General features: G+C 71.6%; 17 protein-coding genes. 10 read left to right on the top strand and 7 right to left on the bottom strand.

Annotation, left to right across the window (positions count from 1 at the left end):
• Positions 1-14: 14 nt before the first annotated feature.
• Positions 15-824 (bottom strand): trehalose-phosphatase, encoded by an 810-nt coding sequence (otsB, locus tag FHX33_RS03860; protein WP_021762449.1) that lies wholly within the window; start codon positions 822-824, stop codon positions 15-17.
• 43 nt (positions 825-867) lie between these two features.
• Entirely contained in the window at positions 868-2313 is a 1446-nt protein-coding gene (otsA, locus tag FHX33_RS03855) for an alpha,alpha-trehalose-phosphate synthase (UDP-forming) (protein WP_021762450.1), read from the bottom strand.
• Positions 2314-2535: 222 nt separating this feature from the next.
• Between otsA and FHX33_RS03850 the strand changes: the two genes are divergently transcribed.
• Positions 2536-3336, top strand: a complete 801-nt coding sequence (locus FHX33_RS03850; RefSeq protein WP_039921779.1) for a sugar phosphate isomerase/epimerase family protein — start codon at positions 2536-2538, stop codon at positions 3334-3336.
• 22 nt (positions 3337-3358) lie between these two features.
• Here the strand turns inward: FHX33_RS03850 and FHX33_RS03845 are convergent, their stop codons facing one another.
• Together FHX33_RS03845 and FHX33_RS03840 are read right to left on the bottom strand one after the other, a co-directional pair.
• Entirely contained in the window at positions 3359-4228 is an 870-nt protein-coding gene (locus FHX33_RS03845) for an SGNH/GDSL hydrolase family protein (RefSeq protein WP_183428182.1), read from the bottom strand.
• A gap of 35 nt (positions 4229-4263) precedes the next feature.
• Positions 4264-4935: a TetR/AcrR family transcriptional regulator gene (locus tag FHX33_RS03840; RefSeq protein ID WP_021765290.1), complete on the bottom strand. Its 672-nt coding sequence runs from the start codon at positions 4933-4935 to the stop codon at positions 4264-4266.
• A gap of 127 nt (positions 4936-5062) precedes the next feature.
• Between FHX33_RS03840 and FHX33_RS03835 the strand changes: the two genes are divergently transcribed.
• Entirely contained in the window at positions 5063-7963 is a 2901-nt protein-coding gene (locus FHX33_RS03835) for an MMPL family transporter (protein ID WP_183428181.1), read from the top strand.
• Positions 7963-9936: a YhgE/Pip family protein gene (locus FHX33_RS03830; RefSeq protein ID WP_183428180.1), complete on the top strand. Its 1974-nt coding sequence runs from the start codon at positions 7963-7965 to the stop codon at positions 9934-9936. Before FHX33_RS03835 ends, FHX33_RS03830 begins: the two co-directional genes overlap by 1 nt.
• Positions 9937-9966: 30 nt before the next feature.
• On the opposite strand, the gene FHX33_RS03825 is transcribed toward FHX33_RS03830, so the two are convergent.
• The gene (locus FHX33_RS03825) at positions 9967-11121 is read right to left on the bottom strand and encodes an SLC13 family permease (protein WP_021757997.1); all 1155 of its coding nucleotides are present in this window, start codon (positions 11119-11121) and stop codon (positions 9967-9969) included.
• A 78-nt stretch (positions 11122-11199) separates the two neighbouring features.
• On the opposite strand from FHX33_RS03825, the gene FHX33_RS03820 reads away from it, so the two are divergent.
• Positions 11200-11418, top strand: coding sequence for a hypothetical protein (locus FHX33_RS03820; RefSeq protein WP_039921017.1), 219 nt, complete (start codon positions 11200-11202; stop codon positions 11416-11418).
• A 98-nt stretch (positions 11419-11516) separates the two neighbouring features.
• Complete coding sequence (locus FHX33_RS03815; protein ID WP_021757995.1) at positions 11517-11978, top strand: hypothetical protein; 462 nt, start codon at positions 11517-11519, stop codon at positions 11976-11978.
• A 12-nt stretch (positions 11979-11990) separates the two neighbouring features.
• On the opposite strand, the gene FHX33_RS03810 is transcribed toward FHX33_RS03815, so the two are convergent.
• Positions 11991-13367: a glucose-6-phosphate dehydrogenase gene (locus tag FHX33_RS03810; protein ID WP_039921019.1), complete on the bottom strand. Its 1377-nt coding sequence runs from the start codon at positions 13365-13367 to the stop codon at positions 11991-11993.
• Positions 13368-13396: 29 nt separating this feature from the next.
• Here FHX33_RS03810 and FHX33_RS03805 point away from each other — a divergent pair, with 29 nt between their 5' ends.
• From FHX33_RS03805 to FHX33_RS03795, 3 genes are read left to right on the top strand one after another with little or no spacing between them, the layout of a single operon-like run.
• The gene (locus tag FHX33_RS03805; RefSeq protein ID WP_021757993.1) at positions 13397-15172 is read left to right on the top strand and encodes a glycoside hydrolase family 15 protein; all 1776 of its coding nucleotides are present in this window, start codon (positions 13397-13399) and stop codon (positions 15170-15172) included.
• On the top strand, positions 15169-15471 hold the full coding sequence (gene clpS, locus FHX33_RS03800) for an ATP-dependent Clp protease adapter ClpS (protein WP_021757992.1): 303 nt from the start codon (positions 15169-15171) through the stop codon (positions 15469-15471). The genes FHX33_RS03805 and clpS overlap by 4 nt, the downstream gene beginning before the upstream one ends.
• A complete protein-coding gene (locus FHX33_RS03795) occupies positions 15468-15971 on the top strand; it encodes a DUF2017 family protein (protein WP_021757991.1) in 504 nt (167 codons plus the stop codon). The genes clpS and FHX33_RS03795 overlap by 4 nt, the downstream gene beginning before the upstream one ends.
• On the opposite strand, the gene FHX33_RS03790 is transcribed toward FHX33_RS03795, so the two are convergent.
• On the bottom strand, positions 15968-17089 hold the full coding sequence (locus FHX33_RS03790) for a baeRF8 domain-containing protein (protein ID WP_021757990.1): 1122 nt from the start codon (positions 17087-17089) through the stop codon (positions 15968-15970). The genes FHX33_RS03795 and FHX33_RS03790 overlap by 4 nt on opposite strands.
• Positions 17090-17278: 189 nt before the next feature.
• Here FHX33_RS03790 and FHX33_RS03785 point away from each other — a divergent pair, with 189 nt between their 5' ends.
• Positions 17279-19360, top strand: a complete 2082-nt coding sequence (locus FHX33_RS03785; RefSeq protein WP_183428179.1) for a hypothetical protein — start codon at positions 17279-17281, stop codon at positions 19358-19360.
• Complete coding sequence (locus FHX33_RS03780) at positions 19357-20382, top strand: LacI family DNA-binding transcriptional regulator (RefSeq protein WP_021762960.1); 1026 nt, start codon at positions 19357-19359, stop codon at positions 20380-20382. The genes FHX33_RS03785 and FHX33_RS03780 overlap by 4 nt, the downstream gene beginning before the upstream one ends.
• The last annotated feature ends 28 nt before the right edge of the window (positions 20383-20410 follow it).

Below are 20410 nucleotides of genomic sequence, written 5' to 3'. Positions count from 1 at the left end.
GCCGGCCCGGCGGCTCAGGCTGTGGAGGACTCGCGCGCCTCCGCGAGCAGCGTGAGCAGGGTCGCGACGGCCCGTTCGTCCGCCACCCGGTACTGCGCCGCCGTGTCGCCGGGGCCGACCTTCACGCCCATGTCGCCCTCCTGCGGCCGGAGGACGCGCAGGCCGTCCTCGTCGGTGACGTCGTCGCCCGCGAACAGCACCGCCGTCGCGTGGGTGTACTCCCGCAGCCGCTCGATGCCGTCCCCCTTGTTCGCCTCGCGCACGGAGAACTCGATGATGTCCTTGCCGTCGCGCACGGTCAGGGCGTCGCTCACCGCACCGGCGACCTCGTAGGCGCGGCGCACGACCTCTTCGCCGCGGTCGCCCTCCACCGTGCGGTAGTGCACGCCGAAGCCGACCGGCTTCACCTCGAGCTTCGTGCCGGGGAACGCGTCCACCAGCTCCTGCAGCGCCTCCCCCAGTCGCGCGAGCGTGGCGCGCTCGTCGTCGTCGAGGTCGAGCGAGACGCCGTCGCGGCCGAACCGGATCTCGACGCCGTGCGAGCCGATCAGCAGGGCGTCCTCGTCCGCCTCCGTCACGGTCTCCAGGCTGGCGAGCGGCCGCCCCGACACGTAGGCGACCCAGGTGCGCGGCAGCTTCTCGAGCCGGTCGAGGGCGGCCTTCGCCTCCGGCAGCGCACGGGCGCCGCGCGGGACGTCGACGAACGGCGCGAGCGTGCCGTCGAAGTCGAGCGCCAGCAGCAGGCGGTCGGTCTCGGCCAGCCGACGGATGGCGGCGGTGAGAGCGAGGGCGGAATCGGACGGGACGGACGGCGTTTCGGTCATGCGGCTTTCCGGTTCGGTGCGGGAGGACGGCGGAGGCGGACGCTCAGCGCCGGTTCACCAGCGGGTTCTGCAGCGGGTGGTCGCCGTGCGCGGCGCGCGTGAGGGCATCCAGGAAGGAGGCGGACCAGCGCGCGACGTCGTTCGTCACCACCTTCTTGCGCAGGGCGCGCATCCGCCGCGTACGATCGCGCTTCGGCATCGCGATGGCCTGGAGGATGGACTCCTTCAGCCCCTCGATGTCGTGCGGGTTGATGAGGAGCGCCTGCCGCAGCTCGTCGGACGCGCCGGCGAACTCGCTCAGGATGAGCACGCCGTCGTCGTCGACGCGGGAGGCGACGTATTCCTTGGCGACCAGGTTCATCCCGTCGCGCAGGGCCGTGACGAGCATGACGTCGGCCGCGAGGTAGAGGGCGACCATCTCCTCCCGGGGATAGCCGTGGTGCAGGTAGGCGATCGCGCTGTGGCCGAGGGTCGAGTAGTCGCCGTTGATGCGCCCGACGGTCAGCTCGATCTCGTCGCGCAACTGCCGGTAGGTCTCGACGCGCTCGCGGCTGGGGCTCGCGACCTGGACGAGGGTGACGTCCTCCGCCGACAGCGCGCCGTCGCGCAGCAGCTCGCCGAACGCCTTGAGGCGGTGGCCGATGCCCTTCGTGTAGTCGAGGCGGTCGACGCCGAGCATGATCGTCTGGGGGTTGCCGAGCTCCTCGCGGATCTCCTGTGCGCGCGCCTGGATGTCGGGGCGGCGCGCGAGCTCCTGGTACTTCTCGGTGTCGATGGAGATCGGGAACGCGCGGGCGAGCACGGTGCGCGCCAGACCGCCGTGACGGTTGGTCGTCACGTGGCGGTGCGAGCCGGCCTCGGGATCGTCGCTGTCGATCGGGACCTCGATGATGGGGCCGCGGGTCTCGTAGCCGCGGAGGCGACGGACGGCACGGGAGAAGTTGCCCGCGTCGGCCACGCGCTGGAAGCCGATGACGTCGGCGCCGAGCAGCCCGTCGATGATCTGGCGCCGCCACGGCAGCTGGGAGTAGATGCCGTACGGCGGGAACGGGATGTGGTTGAAGAAGCCGATGACGAGGTCGGGGCGCAGCTCGCGCAGCATCGCCGGGACGAGTTGCAGCTGGTAGTCGTGCACCCACACCACCGCGCCGTGCGAGGAGGCTTTGGCGGCCGCATCCGCGAACCGCTTGTTCACCTTCACGTAGCTGTCCCACCACTCGCGGTGGAACGTCGGCTGCGCGATCACGTCGTGGTAGAGCGGCCACAGGGTGTCGTTCGAGAAGCCCTCGTAGTACTCCTGCAGCTCCTGCTCGCTCAGCGGGACGGGGATGATGCTGATGCCGTCGGCCTCGAACGGCTCGATCTCCTCGCCGGAGACGCCGGCCCAGCCGATCCAGACGCCGTCCTGCGAGCGCATGACCGGTTCCAGCGCCGCCACCAGTCCGCCGGGCGACGGGCGCCAGTCGGCTTCGCCCGCGTCGTCGACCACGCGGTCGACGGGAAGGCGGTTCGAGACGATGACGACGTCGTAGGTCTCGGTCGTGGTGGCGGAATCGGGTTGCGCTGAGATGGTGGATCCTCTCCCTCAGATGTCGATGGGGGTGGTTCTCGCCACAGTACCAGCGTCGCTTCCGCGCGTCCGGGCCCTGGACGGGGCGGCCGTTCGGCGGTACGTCACGCGTCGTTCAGTGCCCGGGGTTAGAGTGCGCCTGTGATGCGTATCGGCATGGGAACGACCTGCGTCTACCCGCTCGGGCTCGAGGAGGCGTTCCGCACCGCCGCCGAACTGGGGTACGACGGCGTCGAGGTCATGGTCTCGCGCGACGACGCGACGCAGTCGGCCGCGCCCCTGCGCGCCCTCGCAGAGAGGTATGGGATCCCCGTGCTCAGCATCCACGCTCCGGTGCTGCTGCTGACGCACTTCGTCTGGGGGCGCGACCCGCAGGTCAAGCTGGAGCGCTCGGCCGCCCTGGCCGCCGAGCTGGGCGCGGACACCGTCGTGGTGCACCCGCCCTTCCGCTGGCAGTCGGGATACGCCGAGGGCTTCCTCGACATCGTGCGGCAGACGGCCGAGCGGTCCGGCGTGACCGTCGCGGTCGAGAACATGTTCCCCTGGAAGGTCGGCGGCCGTTCGATGGCGGCCTACTCCCCCGGCTGGAATCCGCTCGGGATGGACTGTGACAAGGTGACCCTGGACTTCTCGCACGCCGCCCTCAGCGGCATCGACGGCCTGCGTCTGGCGGAGCAACTGGGCGGGCGCCTGCACCACGTGCACCTGTGCGACGGCTCGGGCACGCCGGATGACGCGCGGGTCTTCGACGAGCATCTCGTCCCCGGCCGGGGAACGCAGCCGGTGGCGGAGGTCCTGCGGATGCTCGCCGGCTCCGGCTGGACGGGGTCGGTGGTCGCCGAGGTGAACACCCGCAAGGCGCGCAACCGGACGGAGCGGCTCGCCCTGCTGCGCGAGACCCTCGAGTTCGCGCGCGAGCACAGCCGAGCCGCGGCCTCCTGACGCCGTCGGGCGCCCCGGGGCCTCAGCCCGCCGTGCCGAGACGGCGGACGAGCTGGCGGGCGTACTCCGCGTACCCCGCGGCGGTCGGATGGAACGCGTCGACCCCGCTGGTGTGCACCCACGGCTTCGCGTCGCCGATCGCGTGCCCGGCGAAGTCCACGCCGACATAGGTCATCGGCGCGCCTTTGGCCCGCTCGGCGTCCACGGCGTCGTCGATCACCTGGTTGAGCCCGATGGTCGCCGCGTTGATCGCGGCGGCCATCCCGAAGTCCTTGGCGTTCGGGTCGGAGGCGTCGTACATCAGGGCGTAACCCGTCACGACGATGCGTGCGTTCGGCGCCGCCTGGACGATCGCGTCGTACACGGTCGCGAGGCGTTCGGGCAGGACGTTGAGCAGTGAGAGCGCGGACGTGAGCTGGCTGCGGCAGGAGGCCGCCTTGCCCGCGGCGCAATCGGCGGCGATCGCCGCGACGCCCAGGTCGTTGCCGCCGATGCTGACCGTCACGAGGTCGGTGCGGTCGTCGAGGGAGATGAGCTGCTTGCGCAGGAGGTCGGAGGTCGTGGCGCCCGAGCAGGCCGCGTTGACGATGAGGTCGACGCCGGATTCCCGGGTGAAGACGGAGGGATAGCTCGCGCTGCTGGAGCGGCACTTGCCGGTCTCACCGCCGCCGCCCATGCCCGCGGCGAACGAGTCACCGAGGGCGACGTAGCGGGTGCTCGTCGTGAGCGGCCGGCGCGGGAACGGGTCCGGGGTCGCGGAACGCGTCGCCGTCGCGGCGGCACGGGGCGAGGCCGCGGGCGTGTCGGCCGGCCCCGCGCAGGCGGCGACCAGGGTCAGCACCGCGGCGGCCAGTGCGCCGGCGAGCGCGATCGGGAGTGCTCTGCGTCGCATCTGATCGAGCGTAGCGAAGATGCCTTGGTGTTCGGTCAGACCCTTTCGGTGAGGGCCAGAAGCACGGCGGGCACGCTCTCCGACAGGCGCTCGGCGAATTTGCGCTCGTCGCCCGCGAGCAGAGCGTGCGCCTCGCCGCTGGCGCAGAGCTCGGCGATCACCCGCACGGCCTCGGCCGGGTCGATCGTGAACCGCCGGTGCGCGCTCGCCAGGGCGGCGATCACGATCTCGGTCAGGTCGCGGTAGAACCCATCCTGGAACGCGAGGTAGCCGCCGGCGATCGTGGCGTCGCGCAGCGCCAGCAGCTGGAACTCGGACTGCACCAGCCACCAGCGCCGGTCGTCGGACTGCAGCTCGAGGATCTTCGTGACGATGTCGATGACCTGCGCGTCGTCGATCTCGGTGACACCCGACTCCACGAGCGGGGCGAGGTGCTGGGCGAGGCCCTGGCCGAGCTGCTCGAGCCGCATCTCCTTCTCGCGCTCCATGAGGGCGAAGAAGAGCTCCTCCTTGGTGGAGAAGTTCGAATAGAACGCGCCGCGGGTGAAGCCGGCGGCTTCGGCGATCGTCTCGACGCTGGCGGCGCGGACGCCCTGCTCGGCGAAGACGTCGAACGCGGCGTCGAGCAGCCGGGCCCGGGTCCGCTTCCGGCGCGCGGACTCCGCGGGAGCGTCCTCGCGCCCGTCTCTGAGAGCTGTGCTGTCCAAGCTGAAACCTTCCTGAGTCGAGTTCCAGATACACGAGTGTATCCGATACAGTCGAGCATCGGATACAACAGTGTATCGAATCCCTTCATTCCGTGACGCTGCTGGTCACTTCACCGCTGGAGAACGTGTGTCCTCACTCCTGTATTCGATCGGCCGCTGGGCCTTCCGCGCCCGCAAGCTGGTCGTCTCGCTCTGGCTGCTGGTGCTGGTGCTGCTCGCCGGCGGCGCCGTCGCCTTCAACCAGGGCACCGACAACACCTTCAGCATCCCGGGCACCGAATCCCAGGAGGCCCTCGACACGCTGAGTCGCACGTTCCCGCAGGTCAGCGGCACGAGCGCGCAGATCGTGGTGGTCGCCCCCGACGGCGAGACCGTCGACCAGGCCGGCATCAAGAACCCGGTCGAGGACACGGTCGACCACCTCGCGAAGGTCGACGGGGTCTCGGGCGCCACCTCGCCGTACAGCACGACCGTCAAGAACCTGATCTCGGACGACCGCACCGCGGCCATCATCACGGTGCAGCTGAAGGGCCAGCAGACCACCGTCACGGCGGAGACCAAGACCGCCCTCCAGGACGCGGGCGCCGACCTGCAGAAGCAACTGCCGCACGGGTCGCAGGTCGCCGTCGGCGGTCAGCTGTTCTCGCAGAGCCTACCCACCCTGTCGCTCACCGAGCTGGTCGGCGTCGGAATCGCCCTGGTCGTGCTGATCGTCACGTTCGGGTCGTTCATCGCGGCCGGGATGCCCCTGCTGACGGCTCTGCTCGGCGTCGGGCTCTCGATGGCCCTGATCTTCATCGCGACCGTGTTCGGGCCGATCTCGTCGACCACTCCCCTGCTCGCCCTCATGCTCGGGCTGGCGGTCGGGATCGACTACTCGCTCTTCATCATCTCCCGCCATCAGAGCCAGCTGAAGGCCGGTGTCGATCCGGAGGAGTCGACCGCGCGATCGGTCGCCACGGCCGGATCCGCGGTGCTCTTCGCGGGCATCACCGTGATCATCGCGCTGGCCGGTCTCGCGGTCGCGAACATCCCCTTCCTCACCACGATGGGCTTCGCCGCGTCCGCCGCGGTGGCGATCGCCGTGCTCGTCGCGCTGACCCTCACGCCCGCGCTGCTGGGCTTCGCCGGCGCACGCATCACGCCGGGGCGCCGGGCATCCCGTCGCGCGGAGAAGCGGGCCGCGCGGGCCGCCACGAACGCCGGTACGGCCGCCGCTGCGACCGCCGCGTCCGAGCCCGCTCCGGTCGCCGCGCCCACCGCGGCTCCCGCTCGCGCAGCCGCACCGAGCCTCGCGCACGCCGCCACCGCCGAGATCCCGAAGGGCTTCTTCCGCGGCTGGGTGCGCGCGGTCACTCGCTTCCCGATCGTGACCGTCGTCGCCGTCATCGTGGCGCTCGGTGTCGCGGCACTACCGGCGCTGCAGTTGCGGCTCGCGCTGCCCGACGCCGGGTCGCACGCCCCCGACGACCCCGCGCGCATCACGTACGACCTCATCTCCGAGCACTTCGGTCCCGGCTACAACGGTCCGCTGATCGTCACCGGCTCGATCATCTCCAGCACCGACCCGGTCGGCCTGATGGACAAGATCGGCGCCGAGATCGCGGAGATGCCCGGCGTCGCCGCGGTCCCGCTCTCCACGCCGAACGCGACGGCCGACACCGGCATCGTCCAGGTCATCCCGACGACCGGCCCGGACGACCAGCGCACCGCCGACCTCGTCGCCGAGCTGCGCGCCAAGCACCAGCACTTCCTCGACGAGTACAAGGTCGATCTGAAGGTCACGGGCACCACGGCCGCGCAGATCGACGTCTCCAACCGGCTGGCCGGGGCACTGCTGCCGTTCGGCATCCTCGTCGTCGGGCTCTCCCTCGTGCTGCTCACCATGGTGTTCCGCTCCATCGCCGTGCCGATCAAGGCCGCGCTCGGCTATCTGCTCTCGGTCGGCGTCGCCTTCGGCGCCGTCACGGCCGTCTTCGAGTGGGGCTGGTTCTCCGACGCCCTCAACGTCGACAAGACCGGGCCGGTGATCAGCTTCATGCCGATCATCCTGATGGGCGTCCTGTTCGGGCTCGCGATGGACTACGAGGTGTTCCTGGTCAGCCGCATCCGCGAGGACTACGTGCACGGCGGTGACGCCCGGCGCGCGATCCAGAGCGGGTTCGTCGGCTCCGCGAAGGTGGTCACGGCCGCCGCGATCATCATGATCTCGGTGTTCGCCGCGTTCGTCCCCGAGGGCGACACGTCCATCAAGCCCATCGCCCTCGGGCTCGCCGTCGGCGTGTTCGTGGACGCGTTCATCGTGCGAATGACCCTGGTACCCGCCATCCTGCAGTTGCTCGGCGACAAGGCGTGGTGGATGCCGCGCTGGCTCGACCGCATCCTCCCCTCGTTCGACGTGGAGGGCGACGGGCTGCAGAAGGAGCTCGAGCTCGCCGACTGGCCGGAGAACGGCGCGGGCGTGGTGGCCGCGGCCGACGGCCTCTCCGTGAGCGTGCGCCGCCGCCCCGTCCTGCACGACGTGTCGTTCCGCCTCCGGGACCGCGAGGTCCTCGTCGTGCACGGCGGCGACCGGATGGCCGCCCTCACCCTCCTGATGGCGGTGACCGGACGCACGAAGGCGGACTCCGGGACGATGAAGGTGGCGGGGCTCGTTCTGCCCACCCGCGGGTCCGGCGTGCGCTCGCGCACCTCGGTCGTCCGGCTCGGCGCCTCCGACACCCCCGTCGACGACGTGCGTCGTGCCCTGGCGAGCCGTCCGCAGCTGCTCGCCCTCGACGCGGCCGACGCCGTGACCGATCCGGTCGAACGCCGCCGGATCCGCGCGGAGCTCTCGGCCGCGCTCAGCCGCGCCCACGTGGAGGACCGGCCGTTCGCCCTCGTGGTGAGCTGCGTCGACCCCACAGGACTCGACGACATCCTCCCCGACGGCGCCGAGACGGGCACGGTGCTCCTGCCCGACGACCCCACCGCTTCCCCCGACCGCACGGCCCACACGCCGGCCCACCTCGAGAAGGCGAACGCCTGATGACCAGCCCGTCCCCCCTCCGCCGTCCCGGCTCCCTGTTCTCGCTCGAGCGCATGCGCTCCGACAAGCGGATCACCTGGCTCACGGTCGTCGGCATCATCCTGGTCCCGCTCGCCATCGGCGGCCTGCTCGTCTGGGCACTGTGGAACCCCACGGACCGACTGGATTCGGTGAAGGCCGCTGTCGTCAACCTCGATCAACCGGTGAAGATCGGCGACCAGACCGTGCCCCTCGGGCGGCAGCTCTCCGCCGGGCTGCTCGACAGCTCGAAGGACAACTTCAGCTGGGTGCTGACCGACGAGAAGGACGCCGCCAGCGGTGTCGCCGACGGGCGCTACGTCGCCGTCGTCACCATCCCGAAGACGTTCTCGAAGGCCGCGACCTCCCCGTCGGGCGAGGCGGCCGACGCCACCCAGGCCACCATCGACGTGCGAACGAGCGACAAGTCGAAGCTCGTCGACCCGGCGATCAGCCAGGCCGTGACCACCACGGCCACCACGGTGCTCAACAAGCAACTCACCTCGACGTACCTCGAGAACGTGTACGTGGGCTTCAACACCCTGCACGACCAGATCGGGCAGGCGGCGACCGGAGCGGACCAGCTGTCGAGCGGACTCACGCAGCTCGCGAGCGGCACGCACCAACTCAACGACGCGGCCGGGCAGCTCGCGAGCGGGGCGTCGTCGCTGTCGAGCGGCATCGGCCAGCTGTCCTCGGGGGCGAGCGGGCTCTCCAGCGGGCTCGGGACGCTGTCCGGCGGGACATCGCAACTCGCCGGCGGTCTCCAGACGCTCGCCGATGGAACGAAGGACCTCCCGGCTCAGACGGCCCAGCTCTCCGCAGGGGCGTCGGGAGTGTCCACCGGGGTATCGGCCGCCGCCGCGTCGGCGAAGACCGCGCTCGCGACCTGCATCGCGGATCACGGTGCGACCGACGCCACCTGCACGGAACTGTTGACGGTGGTCGGGACGCTGACCGCCCCCGTGTCGGCCGGGCAGTCGATCGAAGACATCGCCAAGCAGGTCGCGACCGGGACCAGTGCCCTCGCCTCCAGTGCCGGATCGCTCGCCGGCGGAGTCGCGCAGTCGGCCTCCGCCGCGCAGCAGCTCGCCGCGGGCACGCAGCAGTCCGCCTCGGGCGCCGCGCAGCTCGCTGACGGCGCCGCTCAGAGCGCGTCCGGAGCCTCCCAGCTCTCGGACGGCGTCTCCCAGCTCGCGACCGGCATCACGCCGCTCGCGACCGGCGCCGACCAGTCGGCGTCCGGGGCGGCCTCCCTCGCCTCCGGGCTCAAGACCGCGGTGGCGCAGCTGCCGAGCTACGACAGCGGCGAGCGCACCAACCTCGCCTCGGTCGCCTCCGAGCCGGTGACGCAGAAGGCGTCGGGCACGGCCGCGTTCGGGGCGACGAGCATCCCGCTCTTCGCGTCCGTGGCGCTCTGGCTGGGCGCGCTGGCGTCGTTCCTGGTGCTGCAGGCCGTCTCGCGCCGTGCGCTGCTGACCTCCCGCGCCGCCGGTCTCATCGCCCTCGACGGGTTCGTCCCGGCCGCGGTGCTCGGAGCCGTCCAGGGCGTGCTCGTCGCCGCGATCATGCAGCCGGCGCTGCACCTCGACGCCGGCCACTGGTTCGGCTTCGCCGGCGTCGCCGTCGGGGTCGGGATCGCCTTCGCCGCGGTCAACCACGGTCTCGTCGCGCTCCTCGGTGGCATCGGCCGGTTCCTCTCGATGCTGGTGGTGGTGATCACCCTGGCGTCGGGGATCGTGTCGACGGCGCCCGCCTTCTTCGACGGCGCCCTCCCCTGGCTGCCGACCTCACCCGCGATCACCGCACTCCAGGGCGTGATCGCGAGCAGTTCGGATCTCTGGCGCGGTCTCGGCGGGCTGCTCCTCTGGGCGGCGTTCGGCTTCGGGCTGGCGCTCATCGCCATCGCACGCAAGCGCGTCGTCCGCGCCTCTCAGCTGCTCCCCGCCGAATAGCCGCAGCGCCGCTCGCGTTCGTGGTCCGGCTCAGCCGGTGACCGCGAGCGCGAGCGTGGCGAGCACGACGGTGACCGGCGCAACGATGGCGCCGAGCAGCACGTAGCGCTTCCACCGCAGCTCCACGTCGAACGACGTCAACCGCTGATGCCAGAGCAGGGTCGCGAGGGACGCCCACGGCGTGATGAGCGGCCCCGCGTTGACGCCGATGAGCAGGGCGGCGAGCCGCACCGGGGATCCCGCCACCGGCTCGAGAGCCAGGTAGGCGGGGAGGTTGTCGATCGCGTTCGCCCCGACCATCCCGGTGAGCGAGAGCCGCAGCAGCGCAAGCGGCGACTCCCCGGTCCCCGAGACCGCGGCGAGCAGAGCGCCGAGCCCGACGGCGTGCAACGCCTCGATGAACAGGAACAGGCCGGAGGCGAGCACCACCAGCTGCCACGGGACCAGCCCGAAGCGGAGCACCGACCGCCGCCGCACGAGGAACACCACACCGAGCACGATCGCGGCGGCGGAGGCCGGCAGCCAGACGGGAAGACCGGAGACGAGCAGCGGAACGAGGGCGACGACGACGACCGCGCTCGTCGCGAAGAGCACCCGGTCGCCGACCGGCTCCTCCTCGCCCGGCTCGTAGCGCACGACGAGCGACCGCCGCGCGATGACGAAGACCGCCACCATCGGCACGATCATCGCGACCAGCGCCGGTGCCCACATCAGCGCCGCGAACGCCGCCGGCGACGGGTCCCCCATGGCGTGCTGGGCCAGCAGGTTGGTCAGGTTCGAGACCGGCAGCAGCAGCGAGCCGGCGTTCGCCATCCACACCGTCGTGAGTGCGAACGGCAGCGGGTTGAGCCCGGCGTGCCGGGCGAGCACGATCACCACCGGCGTCAGCAGGACGGCCGTCGTGTCGAGCGAGAGGAAGATCGTGCACAGCGCGGCGACGAGCACCACGAGCAGCCAGAGCACCCAGGCGCGCCCGCGCCCCCAGCGCGCCGCGCGCTGAGCGACCCAGGTGAAGAGGCCCGCCTCCGCGGCCAGCTCTGTGACGACCGTGACCGCGACGACGAACAGCAGGATGGGCCACACCCGGTCCCACAGCACCGCGACCTCCGGCAGCGGCAGGATCCCGACCGCGACCGCGATCGCGCCCAACACGAGGAGGACCGCCCCGACGACGGCAGTGCGCATCCCGAATCCCTTTCCGCAGGGCCGGGTCCCCCCGGCGCCGTAGGCAGCGTACGCTACGGGAAGAGCGAAAGGATGCGGATGCGCAAGTACGTCTTCAACGGCGCGGTGCTCTCGGCCATCATGGGCCTGTGGACCACCATCCAGTCGACCAGGAGCGGGGTGCGGGACTGGCGTGTCCCCCTGCTCTGGATCAGTGCCGCCCTGTCCTTGGCGATCGCCATCGGCACCGTGGTGGAGGACTCGAAGGACGCCGCCGAGCGCGAGGCGAAGCCGCTGGGCTCCCGAAAGGGCTCCTGACCGCGGAATTCCGCTGATCAACCGGCGTGTCCGCGCCGCAGACAGCCCGTTCCTCCCCGACACTGGTAACGACGGAGAGCCAGGGAAGGGGTATCGCGATGTTTGGACGCAGGCGGCACGCCGCGGCAGAGGTTCCGGCGGCGCCGGTCCCTCAGTTGACGGACGCGCAGATCCTCGAGATCGTGCACGGCAAGATCGCCGAGCTGATCGGCGAGAGCGGCGAATGGACGGTCTCGCGCCGTTCGGCCGACGACACCGACACCATCTTCCACTCCGTGCTCGCGCAGTCCGTCTCCGTCGGCATCGCCGCGGCGCTCGTCGACGCGCGCAATCGCCTCGAAGCGGGCGAGATCGGCGCGGTCACCGAGCCGCAGCACCTGGCACCCTCCGAGAGCGCGCCCGTCGCCGAGAGCATCGAGACCGACGAGACCATCGCCGCCGACGAGAGCGACGAGCCGGCCGCATTCGGCTGGGAGCCCGCCCCCATCACCGTCTGGACCGACCTCCGCAAGCCCGTCACCGGCGAGATCCCCGCGATCGTGGAGCGCAACGCCGCCTGACCCGCCGCGGGCTCAGCCGATCCGCTTCCAGGATGCTGGGCCCTCCGACCCCGCGCGGTAGTTCTGCAGCGGGACCTCGTCCTTGCGCCACTCCGTCAACACCGGTGCGACGATCCGCCAGCAGTCGACCGCGGTGTCGCCGCGCACCGAGAGCGACGGATCCCCGTCCAGGATCCCTTCCAAGACCTCACCGTACGCGAGCAGCTGGCCCGGCCCGAACGAGACGCTCAGCGCCGCGCGCTCGATCTCGAACGGGTCGCCCGGACCGTTGACGTTGAGCTCCAGCGACATCTCGTCGGGAGCCAGCATGATCCGGAGCTTCGTCGGCTCCTTCGTGCCCTTGAGACCCTTGGGCACGTGGCGGGCCGGCTTGAACGTCACCACGACCTCCCGGCGCCGCTCCCCCAGCGCCTTGCCGGACCGCAGCGTGAACGGCACACCCGCCCAGCGCCACGTGTCGATCTGCAGGGTCACCTCGGCGAGCGTCTCCGTGCCGCGGGAGGGGTCGACTCCTGGCTCCTTGACGTACGACGGGACCGTCTCGCCCTCGACCTGGCCCGCGGTGTATCGCGCCCGCCTGCTCGACTCGACCGGGCTGTCCTTCCAGACCCGGGTCGCGCGGAGCACCGTGGCCTTGGCGTCGCGGAGGTCGACCGCGTCGAGCGTCGACGGCGGCTCCATCGCCACCACGGCCAGGACCTGCAGCAGGTGGCTCTGGATCATGTCGACCAGCGCACCGGCGTTGTCGTAGTAGCGGGCCCGGCCCTCGAGCGCGAGCGACTCGTCGTAGACGATGTCGACCCGCTCGATGTGGTCGCTGTTCCAGAGCGGCTCCAGGATGCTGTTCGCGAACCGCAGCCCGATGAGGTTGAAGACGGTCGACCGGCCGAGGAAGTGGTCGACGCGGTGGATGCGGTCCTCCGGCACCAGGGTGGCGAGCTGCTTGTTGAGGGCGATGGCGCTGCGCTTGTCCGTGCCGAACGGCTTCTCGAGGGCGAGCGTCAGCCCACGTGGGAGGTCCATCGTGCCGAGCACGCCGCACGCCTTCGCGGTGATCGCCGGCGGCAGGGCGAAGTACAGGGCGGGCGCGCCCTCGCAGGCGGCGAAGATGCGTTCGAGGTCCGCGGCCTGCGTGACATCGGCCTGCACGTAGACGGTCTCCTTGAGTACTTCCTCAACGGCCGGCCCCGTCGCCTTCATGGTCTTGAACGACGCGCGCACGACGGAGCGCCAGTGCGCGTCCGTCCAGTCCTCGAAGCCGGCGCCGACCAGACGGAACCGGCGATCCGGGTGATCCGACAGGAGCTGGCCGATGGCGGGGAGCAGCAGGCGGGCGGAAAGATCGCCGCTCGCTCCGAGAATCGCGAGAGTGTCGACGGTCTGCGTCATGAACATCACAGTACGGCCATACTGGGGATATGTCGCTCCCCATCGAGGAATACGCCCTGATCAGTGACTGCTTCACCGGAGCGCTCGTGGGCAAGGACGGCAGCATCGACTGGCTGTGCCTCCCCCGCTACGACTCGTCGTCGATGTTCGGCGCCCTCCTCGGCACCGAGGATCACGGCCGCTGGCTCGTCGCGCCCGTCGACGCCTCCGCCAAGAGCACACGTCACTACGAGGGCGACACGATGACGCTCATCACGCGCTGGCGCACCGGCGACGGGGAGGTGGACGTCACCGACACGATGCCGATGGGCGACCATCGAGCCGACGTGATCCGCCGCGTGCGGGGCGTGAGCGGCACCGTGCGGATGCAGCAGGAGCTGCGGATCCGGTTCGGCTACGCCTCCGCGACGCCCTGGGTGCGCAAGGACACCGCCGAGCACCCGTCCGCGCTGGTCGCGGTCGCCGGGCCCGACGCCATCGTCGTGCGCGGGCCGGTGCTCCACGCGACCGATCACGCCCACCACGGGGAGTTCGCCGTGAAGGCCGGCGAGACCGTCGACCTCACCCTCACCTGGTTTCCCTCGCACCGCGCGACCCCGGAGGCGCTCGACGTCGACCACGCGCTGGAGCAGACCCGTACCTGGTGGACCCGCTGGGCCGAGGGCTGCAACCATGACGGGCCGTACCGCGACGAGGTCGTGCGCTCCCTGCTGCTCCTCCGCGCCCTGACGCACCTCGAGACGGGTGGGATCGTCGCGGCCGCGACGACCTCCCTCCCCGAGGCGTTCGGCGGCGAGCGCAACTGGGACTACCGCTATGTGTGGCTGCGCGACGCGTCCCTGACCATCGGCGTGCTGCTCGCCCACGGCTACGACGACTACGTCGACCACTGGCGCGACTGGCTGCTGCGCGCCATCGCCGGCGACCCCGCCGACCTGCAGATCATGTACGGCCTCTCCGGCGAGCGTGACCTGGCCGAGCGGGAGCTCACCTCCCTCCCCGGATATCAGGGCGCGCATCCGGTGCGCATCGGCAACGGCGCGTCGACCCAGTTCCAGGCCGACGTGATCGGCGAGGTGATGATCGGCCTCGACCGCGGGCGCCGGCTCGGCAACGGCGAGACGCGGTTCTCGTGGGCGCTGCAGCGCGCGCTGATGGGATACCTGGAGGAGCACTGGCGGGAGCCGGACCACGGCATCTGGGAGATCCGCGGCGAACCGCAGACGTTCACGCACTCGCGGGCCCTCGTCTGGGCGGCGTTCGACTGCGCGGTCCGCGCGGTGGAGCGCGACGGGCTCGAGGGCCCGGTGGTCCGCTGGCGCACCCTGCGCGACGAGGTCAGGGCCGACATCGAGGCGAACGGCTTCGACCGGGTGCGCGGCACCTACGTGCAGCACTACGGCACGCGGGAGGTGGATGCGTCGCTGCTCCAGCTCGCCCAGGTCGGCTACGTCGACTGGGAGGATCCGCGCATGCTCGGCACGGTGCGCGCGATCGAGCAGGACCTGCTGCGCCACGATCTCGTGCTGCGCTACCGCACGGAGCAGGGCGTCGACGGCCTCCCGCCGGGTGAGCATCCCTTCCTCGCCTGCTCGTTCTGGCTCGTCGAGCAGTACGCGCACTCGCACCGGCTCGACGACGCGCGCCGGCTGATGGACCGGCTGGTGTCCCTCGCCAACGACGTGGGCATGCTCTCGGAGGAATACGACGTCGAGGGGCGTTCCCAGGCCGGCAACACCCCCCAGGCGCTCACGCACCTCACGCTCGTGCGGGCGGCGGACGCGATCGCGGCGGCGAGCCGATGACGGATGCGGGACCGGCGGAGCGGACCGAGGGGTCGGTCGGCCTCGAGGAGCGCCTCGAGCTCGGCGCACCCTGGGTCACCATCGTGTGGAACGACCCCGTGAACCTCATGTCGTACGTCACCCACGTGTTCCGCACCTATTTCGGGTATCCCCGCACGGAGGCCGAACGCCTGATGATGCTGGTGCACAACGAGGGTCGCGCCGTCGTCGCGACCGGCACCCGCGAGGAGATGGAGCGGCACGTGGAGGCGATGCACGACTACGGACTGTGGGCGACGCTGACGAAGGCGGACGCATGAGGCTCTTCCATCCCGTCGGCCACGGCCGTGTCGCCGCTCGGTTCGAGGCGGAGGAGGCGGAACTGCTGCTGCGCCTCGCCACCGACGCCGCCGAGCTGGCATCCGAGGCGGCGATCGAGGACGACGAGCTCCGCAGCGACCCGGCGCTGATCCGGCTCATGCCGGACGCCTACCCCGGCGACCCGGCGGCCTCCGCCGAGTTCCGGCGGTTCACGGCGGACGGCATCGCGGAACGCAAGGCGCTCAACGCCCGCATCGTCGTCGAATGCCTCGCCCGGTCCGATGCCTCCCGCGTGGACGTCACGCTCGACGAGGCGCAGGCGACTGCGTGGCTCCGCTGCCTGACCGACATCCGCCTCGTGCTCGCCGCCCGGCTCGGGATCCTGCAGGACGGCGACGAGGGAGACCTGCACGACGAGGAGTCGCAGATCCGTCGCACGGTCTTCGACTGGCTCGCCGTCGTGCAGGAGTCCCTCGTGCTGTCCCTCAGCCGCCGCTAGACCGGGAAGCGCACCGCCGCGGCGACGGCACCGCCGCCCGGCACGTCCTCCGCGCGCACGGCGTAGACCTTCGCCTTCGAGGCGAGGGAGCGGCGGATGATCTCGTCCACCACGCCGTAGTAGCCGGGCGCGTCCTCCGGGGCGAGGTCGATCGCGCCGCTCTCGTCGTCGACCGTTCCCGGCACGCGCCGGTCGATGTCGAAGACCAGCGACTCGACGGCACCGAACGTCGCCGCACGGGCGATGTCGCTCAGGTCGACGAGGGCCGTCCCGGCCGCGATCCGCGCCTCGAAGTCGTCCTTGAGCTCGTCGGTCTTGCGGGCGTAGACGGCGTCGAGCACGCCCCGCGCCGCCGCGGAGAGCTCCTCGTCGGTCTTCTCCTCCGGGTTGCCGCCGATGGTCTCCTCGACGAGGTGGGGGTAGGTGCTCGCGCCGCGGAAGATGCCACTGAGCGGCTCCGCAGCGGCGAGGATGAGCGGTTCCGTGCTGTTCGCGAGCAAGGGATGCAGCGCGCGGTCGATCGCCTGCACATACTCGAGCATCCGCACCTTCTGGCCCTCGGAGCCCTGGACGCGGCCGTCCGGCGAGCGCCCGCTGATCGACGGCAGTCCGGCGGCGGAGGCCACGTCCTGCGGCATCCCCTCGACCTCGACGGGTGTGGGAGGCGCCTCCGCGGCGATCCGGATCAGGCGGACGGAGTTCTGGGCGAGCGCCAGGATGAGCGCGGACTGCGGGAAGGTGACGGCGCGCAGCAGCGGCTTCACGTAGAACCGGTCCGCGACCTCGCACGCGCTGTTCAGACGGTTCGGCAGCCGGAAGGTCTGCGCCACCTCGCCGTCGAGGAACACGGCGAGCGAACGGGACTGATAGCGCCAGAAGTCCCGGTCGTCGAGGATCACCTCCCCCTCCGCCTGCACCGCTTGGATGCGGGCCTTCGCGACGCCGAGCGCCTCCAGCGCCCGCACCGCCTGGCTGAGATGGTTCTTGAGCTCGATGCGCGCGCGATCCGCTTCGGGCGGTGTCGTGCCGGTGGGCAGGTAGATGCTGACGCATCCCGGCTCGCGCAGAGCGGCGATCCTCTCGATGTCGGCCTTGGTGGGAATGTCCTTGTACTCCACGGTTCCTCCTCGGTCGTCGCCGGCGGCGGTCGTCCGCGACCGGTCCGTTCAGTCTCGCCTCCCGCCACCGGTGCCACAAGCCCCCGAGCACCTGGAGCGGGAACGCCTGTTGACATCTCCCTTCAACCCGCCTACGGTGCGTTAAACCGGTTTAGGTCACCCGCCGGGACACCAGACGAAGGAAACGCAATGAAGCGGATCACCCTGCTCGCCGTCGCCACCGCGACGCTCGTGACGGCGGCGCTCGCCCTCCCCGCGGCAGCGGCCACCGCGACGGCCGCGGACAGCAGTCGCACGGCCGCCGCGCCCGCGAAGCTGACGAACCTCGCCCACCTCGACTTCCTCCTCGACGACGTGCCGCTGCTCACCGGCATCGCCGGGCACACCACCTACCGGCAGGACACCGAACCGTCGGCGCGCGCACCCTGGGTGTACGCCGACCGGCAGACCGACGGCACCTTCTCCCGGGTGGGAGGCGGACCCATCACGGACGCCGCGCGCGGTTGGTACGCGCAAGGCGCGTTCGACGCCGACGACATCTCCCGCGCCGCGGTCGTCTATCTGCGGGACTGGAAGCAGAATGGCACCGCCTCGAGCAAGCAGAGCGCCTACGAGCTGCTGCGTTCCCTCACCTATCTGCAGACCGACTCCGGCCCGAACGCGGGCAACGTCGTGCTCTGGCAGCAGTCGGACGGCACCCTGAACCCGTCCGCCATCCCCGTCGAGCTCCCCGACCCGAGCGACTCCGCCGAGTCGTTCTGGCTCGCCCGCACCGTGTGGGCGCTCGGCGAGGGCTACGCCGGTTTCCGTGACGCGGACCCGCAGTTCGCGGGATTCCTCGCCGACCGCCTCGGGCTCGCCCTCGGCGCGCTGGACCGCCAATCGCTCAGCAAGTACGGCACGACGACGACCGCCAACGGCGTCACCGTCCCCGCCTGGCTGATCTCGGGGAGCGCGAGCCCGACGGCGGAGGCCGTGCTGGGCCTCAGCGCATACGCCGCCGCCGCCCCCTCTGACCAGACCGCGCGTACGGCGCTCGCCCGGTACGCCGAGGGCATCGCGAAACTCGCGAGCGGCGGGATCGGCCAGTGGCCGTTCGGCGCTCTCCTGCCCGAGGCGAACTCCCCCACGTTCTGGCACGCCTGGGGCGCGATGCAGCCGGCGGCGCTCACCGCCGCGGCGAGCGTCCTCGGCGACGCGTCGCTGCAGAAGGCGGCGACCACCGACCTCGCCCAGTTCACCGCCCAGCTGCTGGCCTCCGGCGGTCCGGACAACGGATGGACGCCCACCCCGGCCGACCGCACGCAGATCGCCTACGGCGTGGACTCGCGGGTCGAGGGCCTCGTCGCCGCGTCCGACGCGACCGGCGCCGCGGGGCTCGCCGCTCTGGCCGGAGCCCAGGCCGCCTGGTTCTTCGGGGCCAATCCGGCCGGCACCCCGGCCTACGACCCGGCGACCGGCGTGTGCGTCGACGGCATCGCCGCCGACGGCACGGTTAACCGCAACTGCGGCGCCGAGTCCGTCATCCACACCCAGCTCACGATGCTCGCGCTCGACGCCAATCCCTCCATCGCCCGCGCCGCGACCAGCCTCACCCGGACGACGGCGACCGATGGCATCCAGGTGGTGGAGGCGGAGTCCGGCCGGCTCACGGGCTCGGCGTCCGTCGTCACCCCGGCCTCGGCCTGGACCGGATCGGCGAACTGGTCGGGCGGCGCGTACGTCGCCGCCGCGTCGGGCGCCACGGTCACCGTGACGCTGCCCACCGGTCACCCGGCGGCCCGCCTCCTCCCGATCGCCGACCTCGGCCCGGGCGACCCCACGACCGGGCTGCCGGCCGGCTCGGGGAGCACGCGCTGGACCGCCCAGCTCGGCCGGGTGAGCGTGCCGCTCGGCTCGACGGCCAACGTGCGGGCCGGCGCCGCCCAGGGCAGCGGCGCGAGCCCGGTCCTCCTGCTCCCGCAGACGCTGACGCTGCCCGTGCTCGCCTCGACGACCTCTGTCACGGCCCACGTCTCCGGCTCGGCGAAGCTGGACGCGGTGCTGGTACAGCCCGTCGTCTCCCATCTGGCCCTCACCGGCTCGTCGAGCCTCGACGTCTACGTCAACGCGACGAAGCTCCCCGTCCCCCAGCGGCTGAGCACGTCGGCGCCGGCGACCGTCGTCCGCTACGACAGCTCCGGCCGCCAGGTCGGCGGCGCGCAGACCGTCGGCGCCCGCGGATTGATCGCGGTCGAGCCCGGCGGCTTCACGACGGTCGTCCCCCGATGACGCCCGGCACCGTCACCATCAACGACGTCGCGCGCGCAGCGGGCGTGAGCAAGGGTCTCGTCTCCCTCGCCCTCAACGAGCGACCCGGCGTCGCCACCGAGACCCGTGAGCGCATCCTCGCGGCCGCCCGCGAGCTCGGCTGGACGCCCAACCCGAGCGCCCGGGGCCTCACGACCCGCCGCGCCTACGCACTCGGCCTCATCCTCCGCCGCCCCGCCCGCACCATCGAGGTCGACCCGTTCTTCGCGGCCTTCATCGCCGGCGTCGAGACCGTGCTCGCCGAGCGCGGCCAGGTGCTCGTCTTGACGGTCGTGCCCGACCCGGAGGCGGAGGAGCGCGCGTACACCCGGCTCGCCTCCGACAAGCGGGTGGACGGGTTCCTCCTCACCGACCTGCTGGCATCGGACGACCGGATCGGACTGATCGAGCGGCTCGGCTCGCAGGCCGTGTCGCTCGGCGAGCCGGTCGGCGGCAGCCCCTTCCCCGTCATCACCCGGGACTACGACGCCGGCATCGACGAGCTCGTCGCGCACCTGGTCGACCTCGGCCACCGCCGCATCGTGCACGTCTCCGGCGACGAGCGGATGCTGCACGGGCTGCGCCGTCGCGAACGCTTCGACAGCGCCATGCGCGCGGCGGGCCTCGACCCCGTCGTCGTCGCCACCGACTTCTCCCCCGAGCAGGGCGCCGCCGCGACGGCCTCCCTGCTCGACGCCCCCGAACCCCCGACCGCCATCGTGTACGGCAACGACCCGATGGCCATCGCGGGGATGGGGGTGGCGCACGAACGCGGTCTGCGGCTTCCGCACGACCTGTCGATCACGGGCCTCGACGGGTCCCAGATCGGCACCTACATCTATCCCTCCCTCACGACGCTCGACAACGACCCGGCCGGCTGGGGCATCGCCGCCGCCACCGCATTGCTGCGGCTGGTGGAGCACGACGAAGCGGCCGACGTCGACCTGCCCCGAGCGCGGCTGGTGGTGCGCGCATCCACCGCTCCACCCGCCGCCGATCGATAACGCGAACACCCCACTCACGAAAGAGAAC

This window comes from Leifsonia aquatica, from assembly GCF_014190775.1.
Classification (GTDB): Bacteria; Actinomycetota; Actinomycetes; order Actinomycetales; family Microbacteriaceae; genus Leifsonia; species Leifsonia aquatica.
The sequence above is the reverse complement of the archived record's forward strand: the minus strand, read 5'-3'. Positions and strand labels throughout refer to the sequence as shown.

Excerpts from the sequence above, each read along its gene's own strand:
- FHX33_RS03810 (WP_039921019.1), bottom strand. The coding sequence starts at position 13,367 with ATGACGCAGACCGTCGACACTCTCGCGATTCTCGGAGCGAGCGGCGAT.
- clpS (WP_021757992.1), top strand. The coding sequence starts at position 15,169 with ATGACGGATGCGGGACCGGCGGAGCGGACCGAGGGGTCGGTCGGCCTC.
- FHX33_RS03805 (WP_021757993.1), top strand. The coding sequence starts at position 13,397 with ATGTCGCTCCCCATCGAGGAATACGCCCTGATCAGTGACTGCTTCACC.
- FHX33_RS03820 (WP_039921017.1), top strand. The coding sequence starts at position 11,200 with ATGCGCAAGTACGTCTTCAACGGCGCGGTGCTCTCGGCCATCATGGGC.
- FHX33_RS03785 (WP_183428179.1), top strand. The coding sequence starts at position 17,279 with ATGAAGCGGATCACCCTGCTCGCCGTCGCCACCGCGACGCTCGTGACG.
- FHX33_RS03780 (WP_021762960.1), top strand. The coding sequence starts at position 19,357 with ATGACGCCCGGCACCGTCACCATCAACGACGTCGCGCGCGCAGCGGGC.
- FHX33_RS03845 (WP_183428182.1), bottom strand. The coding sequence starts at position 4,228 with ATGCGACGCAGAGCACTCCCGATCGCGCTCGCCGGCGCACTGGCCGCC.
- FHX33_RS03795 (WP_021757991.1), top strand. The coding sequence starts at position 15,468 with ATGAGGCTCTTCCATCCCGTCGGCCACGGCCGTGTCGCCGCTCGGTTC.
- FHX33_RS03830 (WP_183428180.1), top strand. The coding sequence starts at position 7,963 with ATGACCAGCCCGTCCCCCCTCCGCCGTCCCGGCTCCCTGTTCTCGCTC.
- FHX33_RS03825 (WP_021757997.1), bottom strand. The coding sequence starts at position 11,121 with ATGCGCACTGCCGTCGTCGGGGCGGTCCTCCTCGTGTTGGGCGCGATC.
- FHX33_RS03815 (WP_021757995.1), top strand. The coding sequence starts at position 11,517 with ATGTTTGGACGCAGGCGGCACGCCGCGGCAGAGGTTCCGGCGGCGCCG.
- otsB (WP_021762449.1), bottom strand. The coding sequence starts at position 824 with ATGACCGAAACGCCGTCCGTCCCGTCCGATTCCGCCCTCGCTCTCACC.